The following is an 18,880-nucleotide window of genomic DNA, read 5'->3' on the forward strand; positions in this document are numbered from 1 at the left end:
TTTTTTGGGGGGTCAAAGAAACTGGGCCGCTACCCAGCCGCTCGCCCAGGCCCATTGGAAATTATAGCCGCCCAGCCAGCCGGTGACATCGACCGCTTCGCCTATCGCGTAGAGGCCGGACAGATGGCGCGCTTCCATCGTCTGCGAGGATAGTCCGGCGGTCGAGATGCCGCCGATGGTGACTTCGGCCTTGGCGAAGCCTTCGGTGCCGTTGGGGGTGAAGGACCAGGCCGAAAGGCGGCGTTCGGCATCCTGCAACTTGCGGTCCGGGATATTGCCGAGATCGCCGGGCAATGCGAGCCGCTCCGCCAAGGCGTCGGCCAGGCGGTCGGGCAGATGGCCGCGCAGGCTCTGCGTCAGCGTGGCGCGGGGTTTGCCGCGCTTCGCCTCCGTCAGCCAGCCCGGTGCCTGATCGGGCAGGAAATCGAGTGCGATGGCATCGCCATGCCGCCAATAGGAGGAAATCTGCAAGATCGCCGGGCCGGACAGGCCGCGATGGGTGAGCAATGCGGCTTCGCGGAAAGCGGTCTTGCCATGGCGGGCGACGACTTCGGTCGAGACGCCGGAGAGGGAGCGGAACAGCAGGTCTTCGCCGCCAAGCGTCAGGGGCACCAGCGCAGGGCGGGGTTCGACGACCTTCAGCCCGAACTGGCGGGCGAGCTCGTAGGCGAAGGCGGTCGCGCCGATCTTCGGGATGGACGGGCCGCCGGTGGCGATGACCAGCGCGGGGGCGGTGGCGGTTCTGCCGCCATGGGTGACGCTGTAGCGGCCATCGGCATGGGTGACGGCGGAGATGGCGTGGCCGAGGCGGATCGCGACGCCGCCCGCTTCGCATTCGGCCAGCAGCATGCCGACGATCTGGCGAGCGCTCTGGTCGCAGAAGAGCTGGCCCAGCGTCTTTTCATGCCAGGCTATGCCGTGGCGCTCGACAAGGGCGAGGAAATCCTGCGGCGTGTAGCGGCCCAGCGCCGATTTGGCGAAATGGGGGTTGGCCGACAGATAGCGGTCGGGCGCGGTGTGGATATTGGTGAAATTGCAGCGGCCGCCGCCGGAGATCAGGATTTTCTTCCCGGCCTGATCGGCATGGTCGATGACGAGGACGCGCCTGCCCCGCTGGCCCGCCATGGCCGCGCACATAAGGCCGGCGCCGCCAGCGCCCAGGACGATGGCGTCATAGGTTTCCGGTGCTGCGGACATCAACCGGCGGCGAGCGCGTCCATGATCTGGCGGACGGGCGCGACGTCATAACCGGCCGAGGCGGCCTGTTCGCTCAGCGCGGCCGGGTGGTCGCCTGCACGGGCGCGGGTAAGCGCCCAGAGCAATGTGCTGCGCGTGCCGGAGCGGCAATAGGCGAGGATCTTGCCCTCGCCCGCCTGTTCCAGCGCGGCGGCCATGCCGTCCAGTTGCCAGGGGGAGAAGCCGCCATGGGCGACCGGGACTGCGGCATAGGCGATGCCAGCGGCCTTGGCGGCGGCCTCGATCTCCGCGCCGTTGGTCTGGCCCGGTTCCTCGTCATCGGGGCGGTTGTTGATGATGACGGTGACGCCCAGCGCCTTGGCCTCCGCCACCTGATCGGCGCTGATCTGCGGGGAGACATAGAGGCTTTTGGTAAGCTGGCGGAACATGGGCGGGACTCCTTTGCGGGTCTCCCTTGCGCTTGTGGGCGGCCGGATTCAAGGGGGTTGGCCAAAGAGCAACGTGCTCCTGCGAAGGCAGGAGCCTAGTGCTGGCGTCTGAACTAGGCTCCTGCCTTCGCAGGAGCACGGTGTTTATCGACTAAACATAAGGCCGGATCGCCGCCAGGAAGGCGTCGCCATAGGCATCCAGCTTGCGCTGCCCTACCCCGCTGATGTTGCCGAGTTCGGTGAGGCTGGTCGGGCGTTGCTCCGCCATTTCGCGCAGGGTCGAATCGTGGAAGATGACATAGGGCGGCACGCCCGCCTCCTGCGCCAGTTCGCGGCGGCAGGCGCGCAGCGCGTCGAACAGCGGATCGCCCACCGGATTTTCGGCGCCGCCGTTGCGGGCGCTCTTGCGGCGGCGTTCCTTGCGGGGCGGCAGGACCAGGCTGACCTCTTCCTCCCCGCGCAGGATCGGGCGGGCATTGGGGCCGAATTCCAGTCCGCCATGCTCGTTGGTCTGGAGCGCGTCGCGCACCAGCAAGGCGCGGGATACGGGGCGGAGCAGCGCCGTCTCCTCGCCGTCGACGATGCCATAGACCGATATCTTGTCATGGCCGCGCTCGCGGATCTTGTCGGTGATCGCGCCGGTCAGCACCTGCTCGATATGGCCGACGCCGAAGCTCTGGCCGGTGCGATAGACGGCGGACAGGAATTTGCGGGCGGTCTGGGTCACGTCGACGCTGGGCGGCGGGTTCAGGCAATTGTCGCAATTGCCGCAGCCGGGCGGGGGATTTTCCCCGAAATGGCGCAGCAATATGGCGCGGCGGCAGGTGCCGGTCTCCACCAGTCCGCCCAGCGCGGTGATGCGGGCGCGCTCGCCCTGTTGGCGCAGGGGGTCGAGTTCGCCGATGCGCTGGCGGGCGCGGGCGAAATCGTCCGCGCCCCAGAAGAGATGCGCCTCCGCCGGTTCGCCGTCGCGGCCTGCGCGGCCGGATTCCTGATAATAGCCCTCGATAGACTTGGGCAGCGCCGCATGGGCGACGAAGCGGACATCCGGCTTGTCGATGCCCATGCCGAAGGCGATGGTGGCGACCATCACCATATCCTCGCTGGCGATGAAGGCGGCCTGGTTGGCGGCGCGGATGCGCGGGTCCAGCCCGGCATGATAGGCGCGGGTCGAGCGGCCGGTTTTGCTCAGGGTTTCGGCCAGCTTCTCGGTCGCGGCGCGGGTGGGGGCGTAGACGATGCCGGGGCCGGTCTGGCTGGCGATCAGGTCGGAAAGCTGGCGCGGTAGGCCGTCGCGGGGGTGCACGGCGTAGCGGATGTTCGGGCGGTCGAAGCCCGCGATGATCAGGCCGTCGCGAGGAATGCCGAGCTGGACGAGGATGTCGTCGCGGGTGTGATGATCGGCGGTGGCGGTCAGCGCCAGGCGGGGAACGTCGGGAAATTCGTCCAGCAGCGGGCGCAGCAGGCGATAGTCGGGGCGGAAATCATGGCCCCATTCGGAGACGCAATGCGCCTCGTCTATCGCGAAGAGGGCGATTTTCGTGGCGCGCAGGAGGTTGCGGAACCCCTCTCCACTGGCGCGTTCGGGGGCGACATAGAGCAGGTCGAGGTCGCCGTTGCGCAGCCGGTCCTGCGTCTCGCGCCAGTCGGCATCGACGCTGGTGAGGCTGGCGGCGCGGATGCCGACGGCCTGCGCGGCGCGGAGCTGGTCGTGCATCAGCGCGATCAGCGGGGAGACGACCACGCAGCAGCCGTCCAGCGCCACGGCGGGAAGTTGGTAGCAGAGCGATTTGCCCGCGCCGGTCGGCATGATCGCCAGCGTCGGCTGGCCCGCCATGATGCGGCCGACCACCTGTTCCTGCACGCCGCGAAAGGCGGGAAAGCCGAAAATATCGTGGAGGAGGGTCGGGATGTCGGGACGCATGGGAGGGGCTGTAGCGATTTGAGGGCGGTGGGGCCAGCTTGGGGTGCGGTGCGTTTCCGGTAATCGTCATCCCAGCGAAGGCTGGGATCTCGTGCGGCTAGGCAGTGCCCCATCGCCTGAGATCCCAGCCTTCGCTGGGATGACGGAGGGGAGTCACGGTTCCAGCAGGCAGCCCCAGCCCTTGCGGTAGCGCGCCGTGCGGGAGGCGAGCAGGGGGACCGCCGCATTGACGGATTGGGATTCGGGCATGTCCTTCAGCGACACCGCCCACATGCCGGGTTCCTTGTCGCCCTGGCAGCTTTGCATCGACCGCCCTTCCACATAGCGGCAGGAGCAGGTGACGCGCGCGCCGAAGCCCGCGCCGACCTGCGCATGGGCGCGCAGGGCGCTCCAGCTCCACGCCAGCAGCGCGAGCGGCAACAGGGCCGCTGCCAGCGCTCCATAAATCCATTTCCGGCGGACGGACATGCTCCCCTTTCCCGCGCTCCGTGTTAAGGCGCAGCTTATGAGGGTTGAGCGGAACAGCGTAAAGCGCCTTGGCGCGATGGGCGGCATTTTGGCGGTGCTGGCGGTGGCGGGGCTGTGGACCGTGCGCGCCGCCGGGCCGGAGCCGGTCGTCCATATCGCCGGGGATTCGGATGTGGACGCGGCGGCGCTGAGGGCGGCGATCGATCCTTTGTTCGACGGCGAGGCGGGCGAGACGCGGGCGTTGGTCGTCATGCATGACGGGGAGATCGTGGCGGAGCGCTATGCGCCGGGCTATGGTCCGCAGAGCAGGCTGCCGTCCTGGTCGACGGCCAAGAGCGTCACGGCGGTGCTGATCGGACTGATGGTGTCGGACGGGCGGCTGGCGCTGGATTCGCCGGTGCCGGTCGCGGCCTGGGGCCAGCCGGGCGATCCGCGTGGGCGCATCACGCTGCGGCAGTTGCTGGCCATGACGTCCGGCCTGGACCATATCGAGGATGGGGAGCCGGTGGCCGACGCCGATACGGTGCGAATGCTGTTCACCGACGGGGCGCAGGACATGGGCGCCTTTGCCGAGGCCAAGCCGCTGGCCCATGCGCCGGGGTCGGTCTTTTCCTATTCGACCGGCAGCACGATCATCCTGAGCGACCTGATGGCGCGGATGCTGACGAACAGCGCCGACCCCGACGCGCGGCGGCGGGCGATGCAGATGTTCATCGACGGGCGGTTGAAGGTTCCGGCGCGGCTCGACAGCCTGACGGTGGAATATGATGCGGCGGGCACGATGATCGGGGGCAGCTTCATGCATATGACGGCGCGCGATTATGCGCGCTTCGGGGAGCTGCTGCGCAATCACGGGCGTGGGGTGGCGGGGCACCAGATCGTGCCGGAAAAGTGGATCGACCATATGCGCGCGCCTTCGCCGCGCAATGCGGCCTATGGGGCGCATCTGTGGCTCAACCGGGACAGCGAGGAAAGCGCGCTGATGCCGGGGCGCGCGCCGCGAAGCCTTTTCGGCTGCGTCGGGCATGGCGGGCAATATATATTGGTGTCGCCCTCGCAACGGCTGACCGTGGTGCGGCTGGGCATGTCGCCCGACAAGGAACAGCGGGAGGTTGTGAAGGCGGGGCTGGCGAAGCTGGTGGGGCTTTATGCGCGGTGAGGGTTAGCGGAACGTTTCTAATCCTCCCCATCGGGAGATGGGGAGGTGGCAGCGCGAAGCGCTGAGGGAGGGGAAGGTGGCACGACCTCCGAATTTCCCCTCCACCCCCGCCTCCGGCGGCGGTCCCCCTCCCCACGCTTTGCGTAGGGAGGATTGGGTTATTAAAGCAGGAAATTGCCTTCTATCACCGTGCGGCAGGCGCCGATCAGGATCACGCGGTTGCCGGAAAGGCGGCATAGCAGGCGTCCTCCTCGCGACGATGCCTGATAGGCGGTGAGTTTGGTCTTATCGAGCCGCCCGGCCCAATAGGGGGTCAGCAGGCAATGGGCGGAGCCGGTGACGGGGTCTTCGTCTATCCCCGCGCCGGGGACGAAGACGCGGCTGACGATGTCGCTGTCCTCTCCGGGCGCGGTCGCCATGAGGAGGATGCTGCCGGCCTTTTTCAGCGTCGCGAAATCCGGTTGCAGGGCGCGGATCGCGGCGGCGTCGGGATAGACGAAGATCGCATAGCCGCCCTCGCGCCAACGGGTTTCGAGGACGTCGCCGCCCATGGCTGCGGCCAGGTCCGGCAGTGGCCTTAGTTCGGTCGTCCAGGCGGGGAGCGAGAGGGCATAGCCGTCGCGGTCCCGCGACACGGTGAGTATGCCCGCATGGGCGGTGCGGAAGCGGACGGCAGTGCGGCCGCCCATCAGCACATGGCCGCTCGCCAGCGTGGCGTGGCCGCACAGCTTGACCTCCACGGCGGGGGTGAACCAACGCAACGCATAGTCAGCATCCGGATCGTCAGGCGTGGGCACGGTAAAGGCGGTTTCGGAGAGATTATTCTCCGCCGCGATTGCCTGAAGCGTGGCGTCGTCCAGCCATCGGCCAAGCGGCATGACGGCGGCCGGATTGCCGGTGAAGGGGGCGTCGGCGAAGGCGTCGACCTGGATGAAGGGCAGGCTGGTCATAAGCGATCCTCTTTTCCGTCATGATGACGCCGCGACCGGCGCGGGGACAGGGCCGGTCGGGCGGAACTGGTCATGACGGCGTTCGCTTTCCGGCGGGCGGAAAACGAAATGGGCCAGCCATGCAAGCATGACTGGCCCGTGTTCGCGGCTGAAGGGGACGTTTTGACCGTCAATCCATGGAAACCATGGTGACGCTCCCCAGGCTTACGCACTGCCGCTCGCCCTCCCGCGGGCGATCTATGACAGCGATGGTATCGCAGAACGGGTGAGTCGTCTCGCCAAAATCACGTCTTTGCCGGAATTATGGCTCGATTCGGCGCGTTCAGCCCTCGCCGCATTGGGCGCGGTGGAGCAATTTCTGGTCCGCCAGCACCAGCGCCATCATCGCCTCCACCACCGGCACGCCGCGAATGCCGACGCAGGGGTCGTGGCGGCCCTTGGTGACGATGTCCGACGCCGTGCCTTCGCGGGTGACGGTTTCGACCGGGATCAGGATGGAACTGGTCGGCTTGAAGGCGATGCGGACCTTGACCGGCTGGCCGGTGGAGATGCCGCCCGCGATGCCGCCCGCATGGTTGGCGAGGAAGACGGGGTTGCCGTCATTTCCGGGACGCATCGGATCGGCATTTTGTTCGCCGCGCAGGCGGGCGGCGGCGAAACCGTCGCCAATCTCCACGCCCTTGACCGCGTTGATGCTCATCATCGCGGCGGCCAGTTCGCTGTCCAGCTTGGCATAGAGTGGCGCGCCCCAGCCCGCCGGAACGCCGCTGGCGATGCATTCCACCACCGCGCCGAGCGACGAGCCGTCCTTGCGGGCGTCGTCCACCAGTTTTTCCCAGCGTTTCGCCGCTTCGGGGTCGGGGCAGAAGAAGGGGTTGTTGTCGATCTCGCTCGCGTCGAAACGGGCTGGGTCGATGGCGTCGCCGCCGATCTCGCTGACATAGGCGAAGATGTCGACATCGGGGATGACGAGACGAGCGACCGCGCCCGCCGCCACGCGGCTGGCGGTTTCGCGGGCCGAGGAACGGCCGCCGCCGCGATAGTCGCGGAAGCCATATTTGGCGTCATAGGCATAGTCGGCATGGCCGGGGCGATAGGCTTTGGCGACTTCGCTATAATCCTTCGACCGCTGGTCAGTATTCTCGATCATCAGGCTGATTGGGGTGCCGGTGGTGCGGCCCTCGAACACGCCGGACAGGATGCGGACCTCATCGGCTTCGCGGCGCTGGGTGGTGAATTTCGAGGTGCCGGGTTTGCGCTTGTCCAGGAAAGGCTGGATGTCGGCTTCGGTCAGGGGCAGGCCCGGAGGGCAGCCGTCGACCATCGCGCCGATGGCGGGACCATGGGACTCGCCCCAGGTCGAGAAGCGGAAGACGCGGCCGAAGGTGTTGAAGCTCATATCTGCCTTTCGTGGGTGAGGTGGTTCGCCCTCACCCTCCCACCGCTTTGCGGTGGGCCCCTCCCTCTCCCGGTGGGAGAGGGGTTTTGTTACTTGTCTAGCGCAATGTCCGGCGCGTCTTCGGCCTTCATGCCGATGACGTTGTAGCCCGCATCGACATGATGGATTTCGCCGGTCACGCCCGACGCGAGATCGGACAGGAGGTAGAGGGCAGCACCGCCGACATCCTCGATCGTCACATTGCGGCGGAGCGGGCTGTTCAGCTCGTTCCACTTCATGATGTAGCGGAAATCGCCGATGCCGCTGGCCGCCAGCGTCTTGATCGGACCGGCGGAGATGGCGTTGACGCGGATATTTTCCGGACCCAGATCCATCGCCAGATATTTGACGCTGGTTTCCAGCGCCGCCTTGGCCACGCCCATGACGTTATAATGGGGGATCACCTTTTCCGCGCCATAATAGCTGAGCGTCAGCAGGCTGCCGCCGTCCGGCATCAGGGCGCGGGCGCGCTTGGCGACGGCGACGAAGCTGTAGGCGGAGATGTTCATCGTCAGCAGGAAATTTTCCAGGCTGGTGTCGACATACAGGCCGCGCAGCTCATTCTTGTCGGAAAAGCCGATGGCGTGGACCACGAAGTCCAGTCCGCCCCACTTCGCCTTGATCTCGTCAAAGGCGGCGTCGAGCTTTTCCATGTCCGACACGTCGCAGTCGATCAGGAAATCGGAACCCAGTTCCTCCGCCAGCGGCTTCACCCGCTTGGCCAGCGCCTCGCCCTGATAGGCGAAGGCCAGTTCCGCGCCATGCGCATGCAGCGCCTTCGATATGCCCCAGGCCAGCGACTTGTCGTTCGCCAGCCCCATGATCAGACCGCGTTTTCCCGCCATCAAGCCTGTCATACCGTCGTCCCATTCCCTTTATCGTCCTGCGCGGCGGCGGCTTCCTCTTCCGGGAACTCCGCCAATGCCGCATTCAATTCCGCGCCAATTACCACGCCAAGCCCGACAAGGAAGAAGAAAATGAGCGTGATCATCACGCCCGCCAAGCTGCCATAGGTCAGGTCATAGCCGCCCAGCAGCGAAAGCGTGACCGGCAGCAGCAGGGTGACGCCGTACCACCACAGCGCCGTGGCGATGGCGCCGGGCCATTTGGGAAAGCGCGGATCCTTGTACAGGCTAGGGGTCAGGGAGACGTAGAGATAATGGAGGGCGACGCACAATATCGCCATCGGCGCCAGCTTGGTGAGCGCCACGATCTGGATCGCTTCGTCCGCGAAGGGCAATATCTGGTGCAGGAACTGGTCGATGCCGGTGATGATGACCTGCATGGAAAAGGCGAACATCACCGCGAAAACGCTGACCAGCGTGATGCCGATGGCGGTCAGGCGATAATGCCAGAAGGGGCGCGTACTCTTCGTGCCATAGGCGCGGCGCAGGATATCGCGGATCGTCTCGATCAGGCTGCCGACGGTCCACAGCCCGACCAGCCCGCCCAGCCAGAGCAGCGGCCCGGTGCGGGCGTTCAGCACGTCGATGATCGGTTGCCGCACGACATCGGCCACGCCGGGGGGCACGGTTTCCAGAAAGGCCCTGACCGCCGCCAGCCCGTCCTGCGAATGGCCGAAGATGCTGGCCACCGCCGCCGCCACGATGAAGAAGGGGAACAGCGTCATCAGCGAGAGATAGGCAAGGTTCCCCGCATGGATGAATCCGTCGCTATAGGTGCCGACGGCCACGCGCTTCGCGATTTCAAAGGCATGGCTGCCCGGCCGCACCCGGTCCATATGGCGGTTGAAATGGGCGCGGGCTTCTTGCGCGATGTGCCTGCGGCGGGATTCGGGAGATAAGGGGGACGGTTGCGGCATTCTCCCCCTAACCCCTCAGACGCCCAGATGGGTCCGGACGGCGCGGCTGTCCTGCCAGCTTTCGACCAGCGCCTTGATCGCCGGATCGTCGGCGGGCACGTCGATCATCAGCGTGACGAGCTGGTCGCCCCGCTGGCCGTCCTTGCCGGTGAAACCCTTGCCCCGCAGGCGCAGCGTCTTGCCGGAGGATGTGCCCGCGGGCACGCCCAGCATGACGGGACCGTCGACGGTGGGCACCTTGACCTTCGCCCCTTTCACCGCCTCGTCCAGGGTGATCGGCAGTTCCAGCAGCACATTGTCGCCGTCGCGGGTGAAGAAGGCGTGCGGCCTGACCTCTATCGTGACGATGGCGTCGCCCGCGCCGCCCGGCCCCTGCTGTCCCTTGCCGGAAAGCCGCATCTGCGTGCCGGTTTCCACTCCTGCGGGAAGTTTAAGGTCGATGGTCTTGCCGTCCTGGAGCGTGATCCGCTGCGGCGCCAGGGTGGCGGCGTCGATGAACTGGACGGCCAGGCGATAGGTGACGTTCGCGCCCTTTTGCGGCGGCGCGCCGCGGCCGAAGCCGCCGCCGCCCCGGCGCCCCGCTCCGCCGAACAGCCCTTCGAAAATGTCGCCGAAGTCCCCGCCGCCGCCGTTAAATTCGAAACCGCCGCCCTGGCCGCCGGGATGGCCGCGAAAGCCGCCGCCACCACCGCCGCCGAAGCCGAAGGGAGAGGTCGGATTGCCCTCTGCGTCGATTTCGCCCCGGTCGAAGCGGGCGCGCTTGTCCTTGTCGGACAGCAGGTCATAGGCGCCGGTGACGGCGGAGAATTTCTCCGCCGCCTTCGGATTGTCCCGGTTCCGGTCGGGATGCAGTTCCTTGGCCAGCTTGCGATAGGCCGATTTGATCTCTGCCTCGCTCGCGCCGCGCGCGACGCCCAGGGTGGAGTAGGGATCAGCCATTGCCGCTAACATATCCTTTCGCAGAAAAATCCGGTCGCGCCCTATGTGGCGAAAGGCGCGGGATCGTTCAAGCGTGGTAAAGCCCTTATCGACATGGCTTTATGAGGGGGGTACATCACCGCGCATGACCGATCCCTTCGTCCTGTTCGATGCCTGGTATGTCGAGGCCCGTGAAACCGAGATCAACGACAGCAACGCCATGGCGCTCGCCACCGCCGACGCGCGCGGGCGGCCATCGCTGCGGATGGTGCTGCTGAAGGGGCATGGGCCGGACGGCTTTATCTTCTACACCAATTTCGAGGGTCGCAAGGCGGAGGAACTGCACGCCAATCCGCATGCCGCGCTGCTGTTCCACTGGAAGTCGCTGCGGCGGCAGATCCGGATCGAGGGGCCGGTGGGGCCGGTGGACGACGCCACCGCCGACGCCTATTTCGCGACGCGCAGCCGTGACAGCCAGTTGGGCGCCTGGGCGTCCGACCAGTCCCGCCCGCTGGAATCGCGCGACCTGTTCATGGCCCGCTACGACGAAGCCAGCCTGCGGTTCGAGGGCGGACCGGTGCCGCGCCCGCCGCACTGGTCGGGATTCCGCCTCACCCCCGAACGCATCGAATTCTGGCAGGATCGCGAACATCGCCTGCATGAACGCCGCCTGTTCGAACGCAGCGGCGACGGCTGGCGCGAGGGGTTGCTGTATCCATGATGCGGCGCGTTCCCGCACCGTGAAATAAACGCTCGCGGAATATGCCGCTTCGTTCGTTCAGCGAGATAAGGGGTCCGACCCATTCCGTTGCGAGGGCGCCGGGCGCCTGTTAGGTGTCCGGTTGGGCACGATTAGAGGAACTGCATGCGAAATCGACTGACGGCGTTCATCCTGACGGGCATGATATTAGGGGTGATCGCGGGCTTCGCCACCAATATCTGGGCGGGCGGCGACAAGGCCCTGGCGAAGGATGTGGCGGGTTATTACCACCTGCTGGCCGACATCTTCCTCCACCTCATCAAGATGATCATCGCGCCGCTGGTCTTTTCCACGCTGGTCGCGGGCATCGCGCATATGGGCGACAGCGCGGCGCTGGGGCGGATCGGCGGGCGCGCGATCGCCTGGTTCATCATCGCCAGCCTGATCTCGCTGACGCTGGGCCTCGTCTTCGTCAATTTCTTCGCGCCCGGCGAGGGGCTGAACCTGGTCCGCTCCGGCGCGGACGCGGGGGTGAATACCGAAGCGCTCAATTTTCGCGACTTCATCCTGCATGTGTTCCCGACATCCATGGTCGGGGCGATGGCGGAAAATTCGATCCTGCAGATCGTCGTCTTCTCCCTGTTCGTGGGCGTCGCGCTGACCGCCATCGGCGAGAAGGGGAAGCCCATCGTCACCGTGATCGAGTCGATGGTCGAACTGATGCTGCAGGTGACCGGCTATGTCATGCGCATGGCGCCGCTGGCGGTGTTCGGCGCGCTGGCGTCGGCGATCTCGACCGAGGGGCTGGGCGTGCTCAAGACCTTCGGCGAACTGGTGGGTGAATTCTACCTGGCGCTGATCGCGCTCTGGCTGCTGCTGTTCGCGGCGGGATCGGCCTTCCTGGGCAAGCGGATGGTGACGCTGATCCGTTATGTGCGCGAACCGGTGCTGATCGCTTTCTCCACCGCATCGTCCGAAGCGGCCTATCCCAAGATGCTGGAGCAGCTCGACCGGTTCGGCGTGCCGCGCCGCATCTACAGCTTCGTGTTGCCGCTGGGCTATTCGTTCAACCTCGACGGGTCGATGATGTATTCGACCTTCGCCACCATCTTCATCGCCCAGGCCTATGGCATCGACCTGCCGATCGCGACGCAGATCACCATATTGCTGGTGCTGATGGTGACCAGCAAGGGCATCGCCGCCGTTCCCCGCGCATCCTTGGTGGTGGTGGCGGCAACGCTGGGGCAGTTCGACCTGCCGGTGGAGGGCGTGGCCTTCATCCTGGCGGTCGATCACTTCATGGACATGGGCCGCACCGCCACCAACGTGCTGGGCAACGCCATTGCCACATCCGTCATCACCAAATGGGAAGGCATGCTGGAGGTGGAGGAGCCGGACTATGTGCCCCACCCCAAGGCGCCCGCGCATACCCCCTCCCACGGTCGCGCCGGGCTGGAACTGGCGTCGGATATGGTGGAGGAGGAGAAGCGGGGCTGAGGCGGATGGCGCTTCGTGGCGTCGGTATGGTGAGTTCGGACATTAGCTGCCGTTAAATCCTCCCTGCGCGAAGCGTGGGGAGGGGGACCGTAGGCGCAGCCGATGGTGGAAGGGAAATACGCAGATCGTGCCCCATTCCCCTCCACCAGCCTGCGGCTGGTCCCCCTCCCCATCTATCGATGGGGAGGAATAGGGCAGGTCCGCTCTCCGTCCCTCCTAAACCTTCCTCACCGCCTCGCCCCAATAGACCAAACTCCGCGCGAAGCTGGCGAAGCCGCGTTCCAGCGCCGCGCCGCTTTCGCCGTGAGGACGGGCTTCGACATCCAGCGTGTCGCCGATCTGGCCAACGCTCAGGCGCTCCGGGATGACGGTCATGCCCATGGCGTTCAGCGTCACCGTCCAGGCGGCATGGCTGTTCACCCCGGCATAGCGGCCCATGGAATAGCTGGCGATGCCCGCCGGGCGGCGGTCGAATTCCTTGAAATAATGATCGACGAGGTTCTTGAGGCCCGGCTGCATGCCCCGATTATATTCCCCCGCGACGAAGACGAAGGCGTCGGCGGCCGCGAGGCGTTCGGAGAGGGCCGTCATGGCGGCGGGGGCTTCGCCCGCGGGATAGTCGCTGTAGCGCAGATCCAGCATGGGAAGCCCTATGGCCTGGGCGTCTATGAGTTCCGCCTGGTGGCCGAGGGTCTGGAAACCCTTGATCAGATAATCGGCCAGGCGGATGCCGAGGCGGCCCCGGCGATAGGAACCGTAAAGGATGAGGATGTCGAGCGCCATGGGAGACTCCCTTCATGGGTTGGGGGAGTGTCGCACCGGGGTTCGATGACGTCCAGCTTCTTGCAGGAGGTTAGTTTGTCGGACTTGGCGGCGTGGACAAATGCAAGGCCCGCCGGAATGGGTGATTTGCGTGGCAAGCGGACCCATCCTATTCCTCCCCATCGACAGATGGGGAGGGGGACCGGCCGAAGGCTGGTGGAGGGGAAAGGGACACGACCTCCGAATTTCCCCTCCACCGTTCGCTTTGCGAACGGTCCCCCTCCCTACGCTTCGCGTAGGGAGGATTAAGAGCGACCGCTAATGGCCATTTCCCGACATCCGAACCGTCCACGCTGCCTAAAGTCAGCGCAATTTCGCGATGTTCAGCCCGTCCTGCTTGGCGCGGGCCTTCACTGATTCCTCGCTGCGGGTCAGGGCCTTGGCGATCGCTTTCAAGGCCATGCCCTTCTTCGCCAGCGTGTGGAGCTTCTGCAACTCGTCCGCCGTCCAGGGTTGCTTGTGCCGTTCAAAACGATCGCCCGCCATGTCGATCAATCCGCGAAGGGGTCGCGCACGAGGATGGTGTCCTCGCGCTCAGGGCTGGTGGAGACGAGCGTGACCGGGCAGCCGATCAGTTCCTCGATCCGGCGGATATATTTGATCGCCTGCGCGGGCAGATCCGCCCAACTGCGGGCGCCCGCCGTGGTGTCCTGCCAGCCTTCGATGCTTTCATAGACCGGCTCGGCCTTGGCCTGATCCTGCGCATGGGCAGGGAGATAGTCGAAGTTCCGGTCGCCGATCTTGTAGCCGACGCAGATTTTCAGTTCGTCGAAGCCGTCCAGCACGTCCAGCTTGGTGAGCGCGATGCCGGTGACGCCCGACACCGCGACCGACTGGCGCACCAGCACGGCGTCAAACCAGCCGCAGCGGCGCTTGCGGCCGGTGACGGTGCCGAATTCATGGCCGCGTTCGCCCAGACGCTGGCCGATGTCGTTTTCCTGCTCGGTCGGGAAGGGACCGGAACCGACGCGGGTGGTGTAGGCCTTGACGATGCCCAGCACGAAGCCCGCGCCATTGGGGCCAAGGCCGGTGCCGCTCGCCGCCGTGCCCGCCACCGTGTTGGAGGAGGTGACGAACGGATAGGTGCCGTGGTCGATGTCGAGCAAAGTGCCCTGCGCGCCTTCGAACAGGATGCGCTTGCCTTCCCCCTTCGCCTTGTTGAGCGTCAGCCAGACGGGCTTGACGAAAGGCAGGATGAAAGCGGCGATTTCGCGCAGTTCGGCCATCAGCGCTTCGCGGTCGATGGGCGCTTCGTTGAACCCGGCGCGCAGCGCGTCGTGGTGCGCGGTCAGGCGGTCGAGCTGCGGGCCGAGGTCGTCCAGATGGGAAAGGTCGCAGACGCGGATGGCGCGGCGGCCGACCTTGTCCTCATAGGCCGGGCCGATGCCGCGGCGGGTGGTGCCGATCTTGCCCGCGCCCGAAGCGTCCTCGCGCAGGCCGTCGAGATCGCGGTGGAAGGGCAGGATCAGCGGGCAGGTTTCCGCGATCTGGAGGTTGTCGGGCGTGATCTCCACCCCCTGCCCTTTCAGCTTCGCCACCTCGTCGCGGAAGTGCCAGGGGTCCAGTACCACGCCATTGCCGATCACCGACAGCGTGCCGCGCACGATGCCCGACGGGAGCAGCGAGAGCTTGTACACCTTCTCACCCACGACCAGCGTGTGACCGGCATTGTGGCCGCCCTGGAAGCGGGCAACGACGTCGGCGCGTTCCGACAGCCAGTCGACGATCTTGCCCTTGCCTTCGTCGCCCCACTGGGCGCCGATCACGGTCACATTTGCCACAGATACAGTCCTCCGCCCGCCGCGCGGACCGGCCATGCCCTTCGACGGGACTCGGCATGCCGGTGGGATAGGGTGGATGCCGGAGCACCCTGCGGGGGCGCGGTTAGCCGGGCATGGCGGGCGCGTCAAGGCGGATGCGGCGGTTGCGGCCTTTCCCGCCACCCGTTCGCAGGCTACAGCAAATCCATGGCAAAGGCGGATCAGATCGAAATCGGATTGCGGATCATCATCGAGCAGCCGGTCGTCGGCGTGCTGCATAGCCTTCAGGCCAAGGACGATGGGCCGCTCGATGCGAAAACCTCCGGCACCGGCGAAGCATTGTCGTTCGATCTACCGATCCGCGTCGCGCCCGGCCCCCGATTCTTCGGCGATCAGGTGCGCCGCGAAGGGCCGGTGCGGCGCTTCATCTATATTCGGATCGGCCAATTGGCCGGCGATCCGGCATCGCCATGGTCGCGCCGGATGAAGATCGACATTCACGATCTGGACGAAGACCTGCTGACGCGGGCCATTGAAGGACGGGGCGTCATCGAAATCGTCGTGAACGGCACGGGCAAGGACGAAACGCCCGCCTGCGCCACGGTGCCGCCGGTCCGCCGCCGCCTCAGCGAGGGCTGACGGTCAGTAAGGGCGCGGCTCGGCGCCCTCCAGCCAGTGCGAACAGCGCAGCGCTTCGCCATTTTCTTGCGGGGTCAGCGCGGCGACCGTCTGCCAGCCTTCCGCCCGCAACTGGGCGGCGCGGGCGGCGTCATGGTGCAGGGGCAGGAACAGGCGTTTGGGCGCCTCGCCGCCGAAGCCCGCGTCGATCAGCGGATCGGGATAGAGGGAAAAGCCCATGGCCGGTTCCTCCGACCCGTCGGCGCGGATGATCGCATAGCTGCCGCCCCGGCCGATCTCGCCGGTGAAGCCTTCCGCGAAGATCGAGAAGCCGAACCAGTTCTGATATTCGAAGCCGTGGCGCTCGGTCGGGTCGAGCGTCAGGCTGATGTCCCAGCCGATGGGCTTGGCGATGGCGCGCAGGCCCGCGATGCGGCTGTCGATGGCGCCGCCCAGATCGGCGTTCAGCGCCTCCAGCCGTTCCATTGCGGCGTGGAAGGGGCCGGTGCCCTCGATCAGCGGCAGATAGGCGGCGGCGGCCGGGCTGATCGCGGCGAGCGCGCCCGCATCCTTGGCGTCCAGTTCGGTGCGGACGGCCTCTATCTCTTCCGGCGCGAGCGGCAGCGGCCCGGCGGCGAGCGCGTCGATCAGGTCCGGCAGGGTGAAGTCGATGGTGATGCCGGTGACGCCTGCGGCTTGCAGCGCTTCGATGGCGACGTTCACAATCTCCACGGCGGCGGCGACGCTGTCGCTGCCGATGAGTTCGGCGCCGACCTGAAACCGCTCCCGTTCGGGACGAAGCTGATTCGCGCGCAGGCGGATGACGGGACCGGCATAGGACAGACGCAGCGGGCGCGGCGCGGCGGCCAGTCGGGTGGCGGCGATGCGGCCGACCTGCGCGGTCATGTCCGGGCGCAGGGCCAGGCTGCGCTGCGACACAGGGTCGATGGCGCGGACGAGATCCTGCGCCTTCATCGATTTCAGGCGGCCGACCAGCGTGTCCTCGAACTCCGCGATGGGGGGCATGACGCGTTCGTAGCCGTGGCTCGCCACTGTATCGAGCACGCGGCGCGCAAGCCGGGCGGAAGCCTCCGCCAGCGGCGGCAGGCGGTCGGAAAGTCCTTCAGGCAGGAGGCCGGATGGAATCGTGGTCATGGCTCCCTCCCCCCCTGGGGGGAGGGTTGGGGAGAGGGGGATTCGCGCAACGCCTGCCCAATCACGCTCAACACGCCCTCGATATTCCCCATTACATCCGGATTGCCGAAACGAAGCACACGATATCCTAGCGATTCCAGAAACTCTGTTCGTCGTGCGTCATAGCGATCTTTGGCGGAATGTGTATCCCCGTCGATCTCGACGATGAGCTTTGCCGCTTTGGAGGCGAAATCGGCGATGTAGGGCGCGATGATCGACTGGCGGGTGAATTGCCGGTTTTCGAAGCGGTTGGCTCTTAGGGCGAGCCAGAGCCTTTGTTCCGCGGGGGTGGGGTTTGCGCGCATGTGTCTGGCGCGTTGTTTCAGCGTCGCGTCCAGTTGCATCGTTGCTTCCCCCTCTCCCAAACCCTCCCCCCAAGGGGGGAGGGCTTTTTAGCTTAGGCGAAGCGGAGGAGTTTCACCGTCTTGACGCCTGCCAGCTTGCAGATGTCGCTGAGGACCGCCTCGCTCACCGCGCCGTCCAGCGAGAGCAGCAGCACCGCTTCCCCGCCCTGGTTGCGGCGGCCGAGGTGGAAGGTGCCGATATTGACGTTCGCCTCGCCCAGCGTGGAACCCAGGCGACCGATGAAGCCCGGCGCGTCCTGGTTGACGATGTAGAGCATGTCACCGGCCAGATCGGCTTCGACCTTGATGCCGAACAGTTCGACCAGACGCGGCTGCGCATTGCCGAACAGCGTGCCCGCGACCGACTTGTCGCCGCTTTCCGTCTTCACCGTTACGCGGACGAGGGTCTGGTAATCGCCCTCGCGATCATGGCGGACCTCGCGCACGTCGAGGCCGCGTTCCTTCGCCAGGAAGGGCGCGTTGACCATGTTCACCGTGTCCGAATAGACGCGCATCAGGCCAGCCAGCACCGCCGCCGTGATCGGCTTCTGGTTGAGTTCGGCGGCATGGCCTTCCACCTCTACGGCGACGCTCTGGATGCGGTCGCCCTCAAGCTGGCCGACCAGGCTGCCCAGTTCCTCCGCCAGCGCCATATAGGGCTTGAGCTTCGGGGCTTCCTCCGCCGACAGCGACGGCACGTTCAGCGCGTTGGTGATGCCGCCGTCGAGCAGATAGTCGCTGAGTTGTTCAGCCACCTGCAACGCGACATTGACCTGCGCTTCATCGGTCGATGCGCCGAGGTGCGGGGTGCAGATGAAGTTGGGGGTGCCGAACAGCGGCGATTCCTTCGCCGGTTCCTGCACGAACACGTCGAGCGCGGCGCCCGCCACATGGCCCGAATCCATCGCTTCCTTGAGCGCGGCTTCGTCGATCAGGCCACCGCGGGCGCAGTTGATGATGCGTACGCCCTTCTTCGTTTTGGCGAGGTTTTCCTTGCTCAGGATGTTGCGGGTCTGGTCGGTCAGCGGCGTGTGAAGCGTGATGAAGTCCGCCTTCGCCAGCAGCGTATCGAGATCAGCCTTTTCCACGCCCATTTCGACGGCGCGTTCCGGGGTCAGGAAGGGATCGAACGCCACGACCTTCATCTTGAGGCCCAGGGCGCGGCTGGCGACGATGGAGCCGATATTGCCAGCGCCGATCAGGCCCAGCGTCTTGCCGGTGACTTCCACGCCCATGAAGCCGTTCTTCGGCCACAGGCCCTGCTGCGTCTGCGCATTGGCTTCGGGCAACTGGCGGGCCAGCGCGAACATCAGCGCAATGGCATGTTCGGCGGTGGTGATGGAGTTGCCGAACGGGGTGTTCATGACGATCACGCCCTTGGACGAGGCGGCCGGGATGTCGACATTGTCGACGCCGATGCCTGCACGGCCGATGACCTTCAGGTTGGTGGCGTGGTCGAGAATGTCCTTCGTGACCTTGGTGGAGCTGCGGATGGCGAGGCCGTCATATTGGCCGATGATCGCCTTCAGTTCGTCCGGGGTCTTGCCGGTGATTTCGTCGACTTCGACGCCGCGCTCACGGAAGATCGCGGCGGCGCGGGGGTCCATTTTGTCGGAGATAAGGACTTTGGGCATGACGAAT

19 protein-coding genes are annotated in these 18,880 nt (G+C 66.1%); 4 read left to right on the top strand and 15 right to left on the bottom strand.

Translation table 11 applies throughout. The features are described from left to right. Positions 1–12: 12 nt before the first annotated feature. From BV95_RS05260 to BV95_RS05275, 4 genes are all read right to left on the bottom strand, one after another. The gene (locus BV95_RS05260; RefSeq protein ID WP_037448353.1) at positions 13–1,197 is read right to left on the bottom strand and encodes a BaiN/RdsA family NAD(P)/FAD-dependent oxidoreductase; all 1,185 of its coding nucleotides are present in this window, start codon (positions 1,195–1,197) and stop codon (positions 13–15) included. Continuing rightward, complete coding sequence (locus tag BV95_RS05265; RefSeq protein ID WP_037448356.1) at positions 1,197–1,625, bottom strand: protein tyrosine phosphatase family protein; 429 nt, start codon at positions 1,623–1,625, stop codon at positions 1,197–1,199. The genes BV95_RS05260 and BV95_RS05265 overlap by 1 nt, the downstream gene beginning before the upstream one ends. A 151-nt stretch (positions 1,626–1,776) precedes the next feature. After that, positions 1,777–3,549, bottom strand: coding sequence for a DNA helicase RecQ (gene recQ, locus BV95_RS05270; protein ID WP_037448359.1), 1,773 nt, complete (start codon positions 3,547–3,549; stop codon positions 1,777–1,779). A 153-nt stretch (positions 3,550–3,702) separates the two neighbouring features. After that, a complete protein-coding gene (locus BV95_RS05275; RefSeq protein ID WP_037448362.1) occupies positions 3,703–4,017 on the bottom strand; it encodes a hypothetical protein in 315 nt (104 codons plus the stop codon). A gap of 37 nt (positions 4,018–4,054) precedes the next feature. On the opposite strand from BV95_RS05275, the gene BV95_RS05280 reads away from it, so the two are divergent. Beyond that, a complete protein-coding gene (locus tag BV95_RS05280) occupies positions 4,055–5,176 on the top strand; it encodes a serine hydrolase domain-containing protein (RefSeq protein WP_037448364.1) in 1,122 nt (373 codons plus the stop codon). A 161-nt stretch (positions 5,177–5,337) separates the two neighbouring features. Here the strand turns inward: BV95_RS05280 and BV95_RS05285 are convergent, their stop codons facing one another. The 5 genes from BV95_RS05285 to BV95_RS05305 all read right to left on the bottom strand — a co-directional run bounded on the left by BV95_RS05285 (position 5,338) and on the right by BV95_RS05305 (position 10,325). Beyond that, positions 5,338–6,126 (bottom strand): PhzF family phenazine biosynthesis protein, encoded by a 789-nt coding sequence (locus BV95_RS05285; RefSeq protein ID WP_037448367.1) that lies wholly within the window; start codon positions 6,124–6,126, stop codon positions 5,338–5,340. A 322-nt stretch (positions 6,127–6,448) separates the two neighbouring features. Beyond that, positions 6,449–7,525, bottom strand: coding sequence for a chorismate synthase (aroC, locus tag BV95_RS05290; protein WP_037448369.1), 1,077 nt, complete (start codon positions 7,523–7,525; stop codon positions 6,449–6,451). An 89-nt stretch (positions 7,526–7,614) separates the two neighbouring features. Continuing rightward, positions 7,615–8,421 (bottom strand): enoyl-ACP reductase FabI, encoded by an 807-nt coding sequence (fabI, locus tag BV95_RS05295; protein ID WP_037448371.1) that lies wholly within the window; start codon positions 8,419–8,421, stop codon positions 7,615–7,617. Next, positions 8,418–9,386, bottom strand: a complete 969-nt coding sequence (locus BV95_RS05300; protein ID WP_051749624.1) for a YihY/virulence factor BrkB family protein — start codon at positions 9,384–9,386, stop codon at positions 8,418–8,420. Before BV95_RS05300 ends, fabI begins: the two co-directional genes overlap by 4 nt. 15 nt (positions 9,387–9,401) lie before the next feature. After that, entirely contained in the window at positions 9,402–10,325 is a 924-nt protein-coding gene (locus BV95_RS05305) for a DnaJ C-terminal domain-containing protein (RefSeq protein ID WP_037448373.1), read from the bottom strand. A 124-nt stretch (positions 10,326–10,449) separates the two neighbouring features. On the opposite strand from BV95_RS05305, the gene pdxH reads away from it, so the two are divergent. Both pdxH and BV95_RS05315 read left to right on the top strand, forming a co-directional pair. Further along, positions 10,450–11,025, top strand: coding sequence for a pyridoxamine 5'-phosphate oxidase (gene pdxH / locus BV95_RS05310; RefSeq protein WP_037448375.1), 576 nt, complete (start codon positions 10,450–10,452; stop codon positions 11,023–11,025). A gap of 144 nt (positions 11,026–11,169) precedes the next feature. Beyond that, positions 11,170–12,501 carry a dicarboxylate/amino acid:cation symporter gene (locus BV95_RS05315; protein WP_037448378.1) on the top strand — a complete coding sequence of 444 codons (1,332 nt, stop codon included), beginning with the start codon at positions 11,170–11,172 and terminating at the stop codon, positions 12,499–12,501. Positions 12,502–12,717: 216 nt separating this feature from the next. Here BV95_RS05315 and BV95_RS05320 read toward each other — a convergent pair whose 3' ends face one another. From BV95_RS05320 to BV95_RS05330, 3 genes are all read right to left on the bottom strand, one after another. Next, complete coding sequence (locus tag BV95_RS05320) at positions 12,718–13,284, bottom strand: NADPH-dependent FMN reductase (protein ID WP_037448380.1); 567 nt, start codon at positions 13,282–13,284, stop codon at positions 12,718–12,720. Positions 13,285–13,626: 342 nt separating this feature from the next. After that, a complete protein-coding gene (locus tag BV95_RS05325) occupies positions 13,627–13,809 on the bottom strand; it encodes a hypothetical protein (protein WP_007685461.1) in 183 nt (60 codons plus the stop codon). A gap of 5 nt (positions 13,810–13,814) precedes the next feature. Further along, positions 13,815–15,104 carry an adenylosuccinate synthase gene (locus BV95_RS05330; protein ID WP_037448382.1) on the bottom strand — a complete coding sequence of 430 codons (1,290 nt, stop codon included), beginning with the start codon at positions 15,102–15,104 and terminating at the stop codon, positions 13,815–13,817. A gap of 186 nt (positions 15,105–15,290) precedes the next feature. Here BV95_RS05330 and BV95_RS05335 point away from each other — a divergent pair, with 186 nt between their 5' ends. Beyond that, complete coding sequence (locus BV95_RS05335; RefSeq protein ID WP_037448386.1) at positions 15,291–15,722, top strand: DUF5990 family protein; 432 nt, start codon at positions 15,291–15,293, stop codon at positions 15,720–15,722. 3 nt (positions 15,723–15,725) lie between these two features. On the opposite strand, the gene BV95_RS05340 is transcribed toward BV95_RS05335, so the two are convergent. Genes BV95_RS05340 through serA form a run of 3 tightly spaced genes read right to left on the bottom strand, consistent with a single transcriptional unit; the run spans position 15,726 to position 18,873 of the window. Next, complete coding sequence (locus BV95_RS05340) at positions 15,726–16,856, bottom strand: ATP phosphoribosyltransferase regulatory subunit (protein ID WP_037448389.1); 1,131 nt, start codon at positions 16,854–16,856, stop codon at positions 15,726–15,728. Then, positions 16,853–17,239 (bottom strand): endonuclease domain-containing protein, encoded by a 387-nt coding sequence (locus tag BV95_RS05345; RefSeq protein ID WP_081873285.1) that lies wholly within the window; start codon positions 17,237–17,239, stop codon positions 16,853–16,855. Before BV95_RS05345 ends, BV95_RS05340 begins: the two co-directional genes overlap by 4 nt. Positions 17,240–17,292: 53 nt before the next feature. After that, a complete protein-coding gene (serA, locus tag BV95_RS05350; protein ID WP_037448392.1) occupies positions 17,293–18,873 on the bottom strand; it encodes a phosphoglycerate dehydrogenase in 1,581 nt (526 codons plus the stop codon). Between the last annotated feature and the right edge of the window lie 7 nt (positions 18,874–18,880).

This window comes from Sphingobium chlorophenolicum (genome assembly GCF_000722875.1).
Taxonomy (GTDB): Bacteria; Pseudomonadota; Alphaproteobacteria; order Sphingomonadales; family Sphingomonadaceae; genus Sphingobium; species Sphingobium chlorophenolicum.

Bases quoted from the DNA above. Each gene is read 5' to 3' on its own strand.
- pdxH (WP_037448375.1), top strand. From the start codon at position 10,450: ATGACCGATCCCTTCGTCCTGTTCGATGCCTGGTATGTCGAGGCCCGT.
- BV95_RS05300 (WP_051749624.1), bottom strand. From the start codon at position 9,386: ATGCCGCAACCGTCCCCCTTATCTCCCGAATCCCGCCGCAGGCACATC.
- BV95_RS05320 (WP_037448380.1), bottom strand. From the start codon at position 13,284: ATGGCGCTCGACATCCTCATCCTTTACGGTTCCTATCGCCGGGGCCGC.
- BV95_RS05335 (WP_037448386.1), top strand. From the start codon at position 15,291: ATGGCAAAGGCGGATCAGATCGAAATCGGATTGCGGATCATCATCGAG.
- serA (WP_037448392.1), bottom strand. From the start codon at position 18,873: ATGCCCAAAGTCCTTATCTCCGACAAAATGGACCCCCGCGCCGCCGCG.
- BV95_RS05345 (WP_081873285.1), bottom strand. From the start codon at position 17,239: ATGCAACTGGACGCGACGCTGAAACAACGCGCCAGACACATGCGCGCA.
- fabI (WP_037448371.1), bottom strand. From the start codon at position 8,421: ATGACAGGCTTGATGGCGGGAAAACGCGGTCTGATCATGGGGCTGGCG.
- BV95_RS05325 (WP_007685461.1), bottom strand. From the start codon at position 13,809: ATGGCGGGCGATCGTTTTGAACGGCACAAGCAACCCTGGACGGCGGAC.
- BV95_RS05305 (WP_037448373.1), bottom strand. From the start codon at position 10,325: ATGGCTGATCCCTACTCCACCCTGGGCGTCGCGCGCGGCGCGAGCGAG.
- BV95_RS05265 (WP_037448356.1), bottom strand. From the start codon at position 1,625: ATGTTCCGCCAGCTTACCAAAAGCCTCTATGTCTCCCCGCAGATCAGC.
- BV95_RS05260 (WP_037448353.1), bottom strand. From the start codon at position 1,197: ATGTCCGCAGCACCGGAAACCTATGACGCCATCGTCCTGGGCGCTGGC.
- BV95_RS05340 (WP_037448389.1), bottom strand. From the start codon at position 16,856: ATGACCACGATTCCATCCGGCCTCCTGCCTGAAGGACTTTCCGACCGC.
- BV95_RS05280 (WP_037448364.1), top strand. From the start codon at position 4,055: ATGAGGGTTGAGCGGAACAGCGTAAAGCGCCTTGGCGCGATGGGCGGC.
- BV95_RS05285 (WP_037448367.1), bottom strand. From the start codon at position 6,126: ATGACCAGCCTGCCCTTCATCCAGGTCGACGCCTTCGCCGACGCCCCC.
- BV95_RS05275 (WP_037448362.1), bottom strand. From the start codon at position 4,017: ATGTCCGTCCGCCGGAAATGGATTTATGGAGCGCTGGCAGCGGCCCTG.
- recQ (WP_037448359.1), bottom strand. From the start codon at position 3,549: ATGCGTCCCGACATCCCGACCCTCCTCCACGATATTTTCGGCTTTCCC.
- BV95_RS05315 (WP_037448378.1), top strand. From the start codon at position 11,170: ATGCGAAATCGACTGACGGCGTTCATCCTGACGGGCATGATATTAGGG.
- aroC (WP_037448369.1), bottom strand. From the start codon at position 7,525: ATGAGCTTCAACACCTTCGGCCGCGTCTTCCGCTTCTCGACCTGGGGC.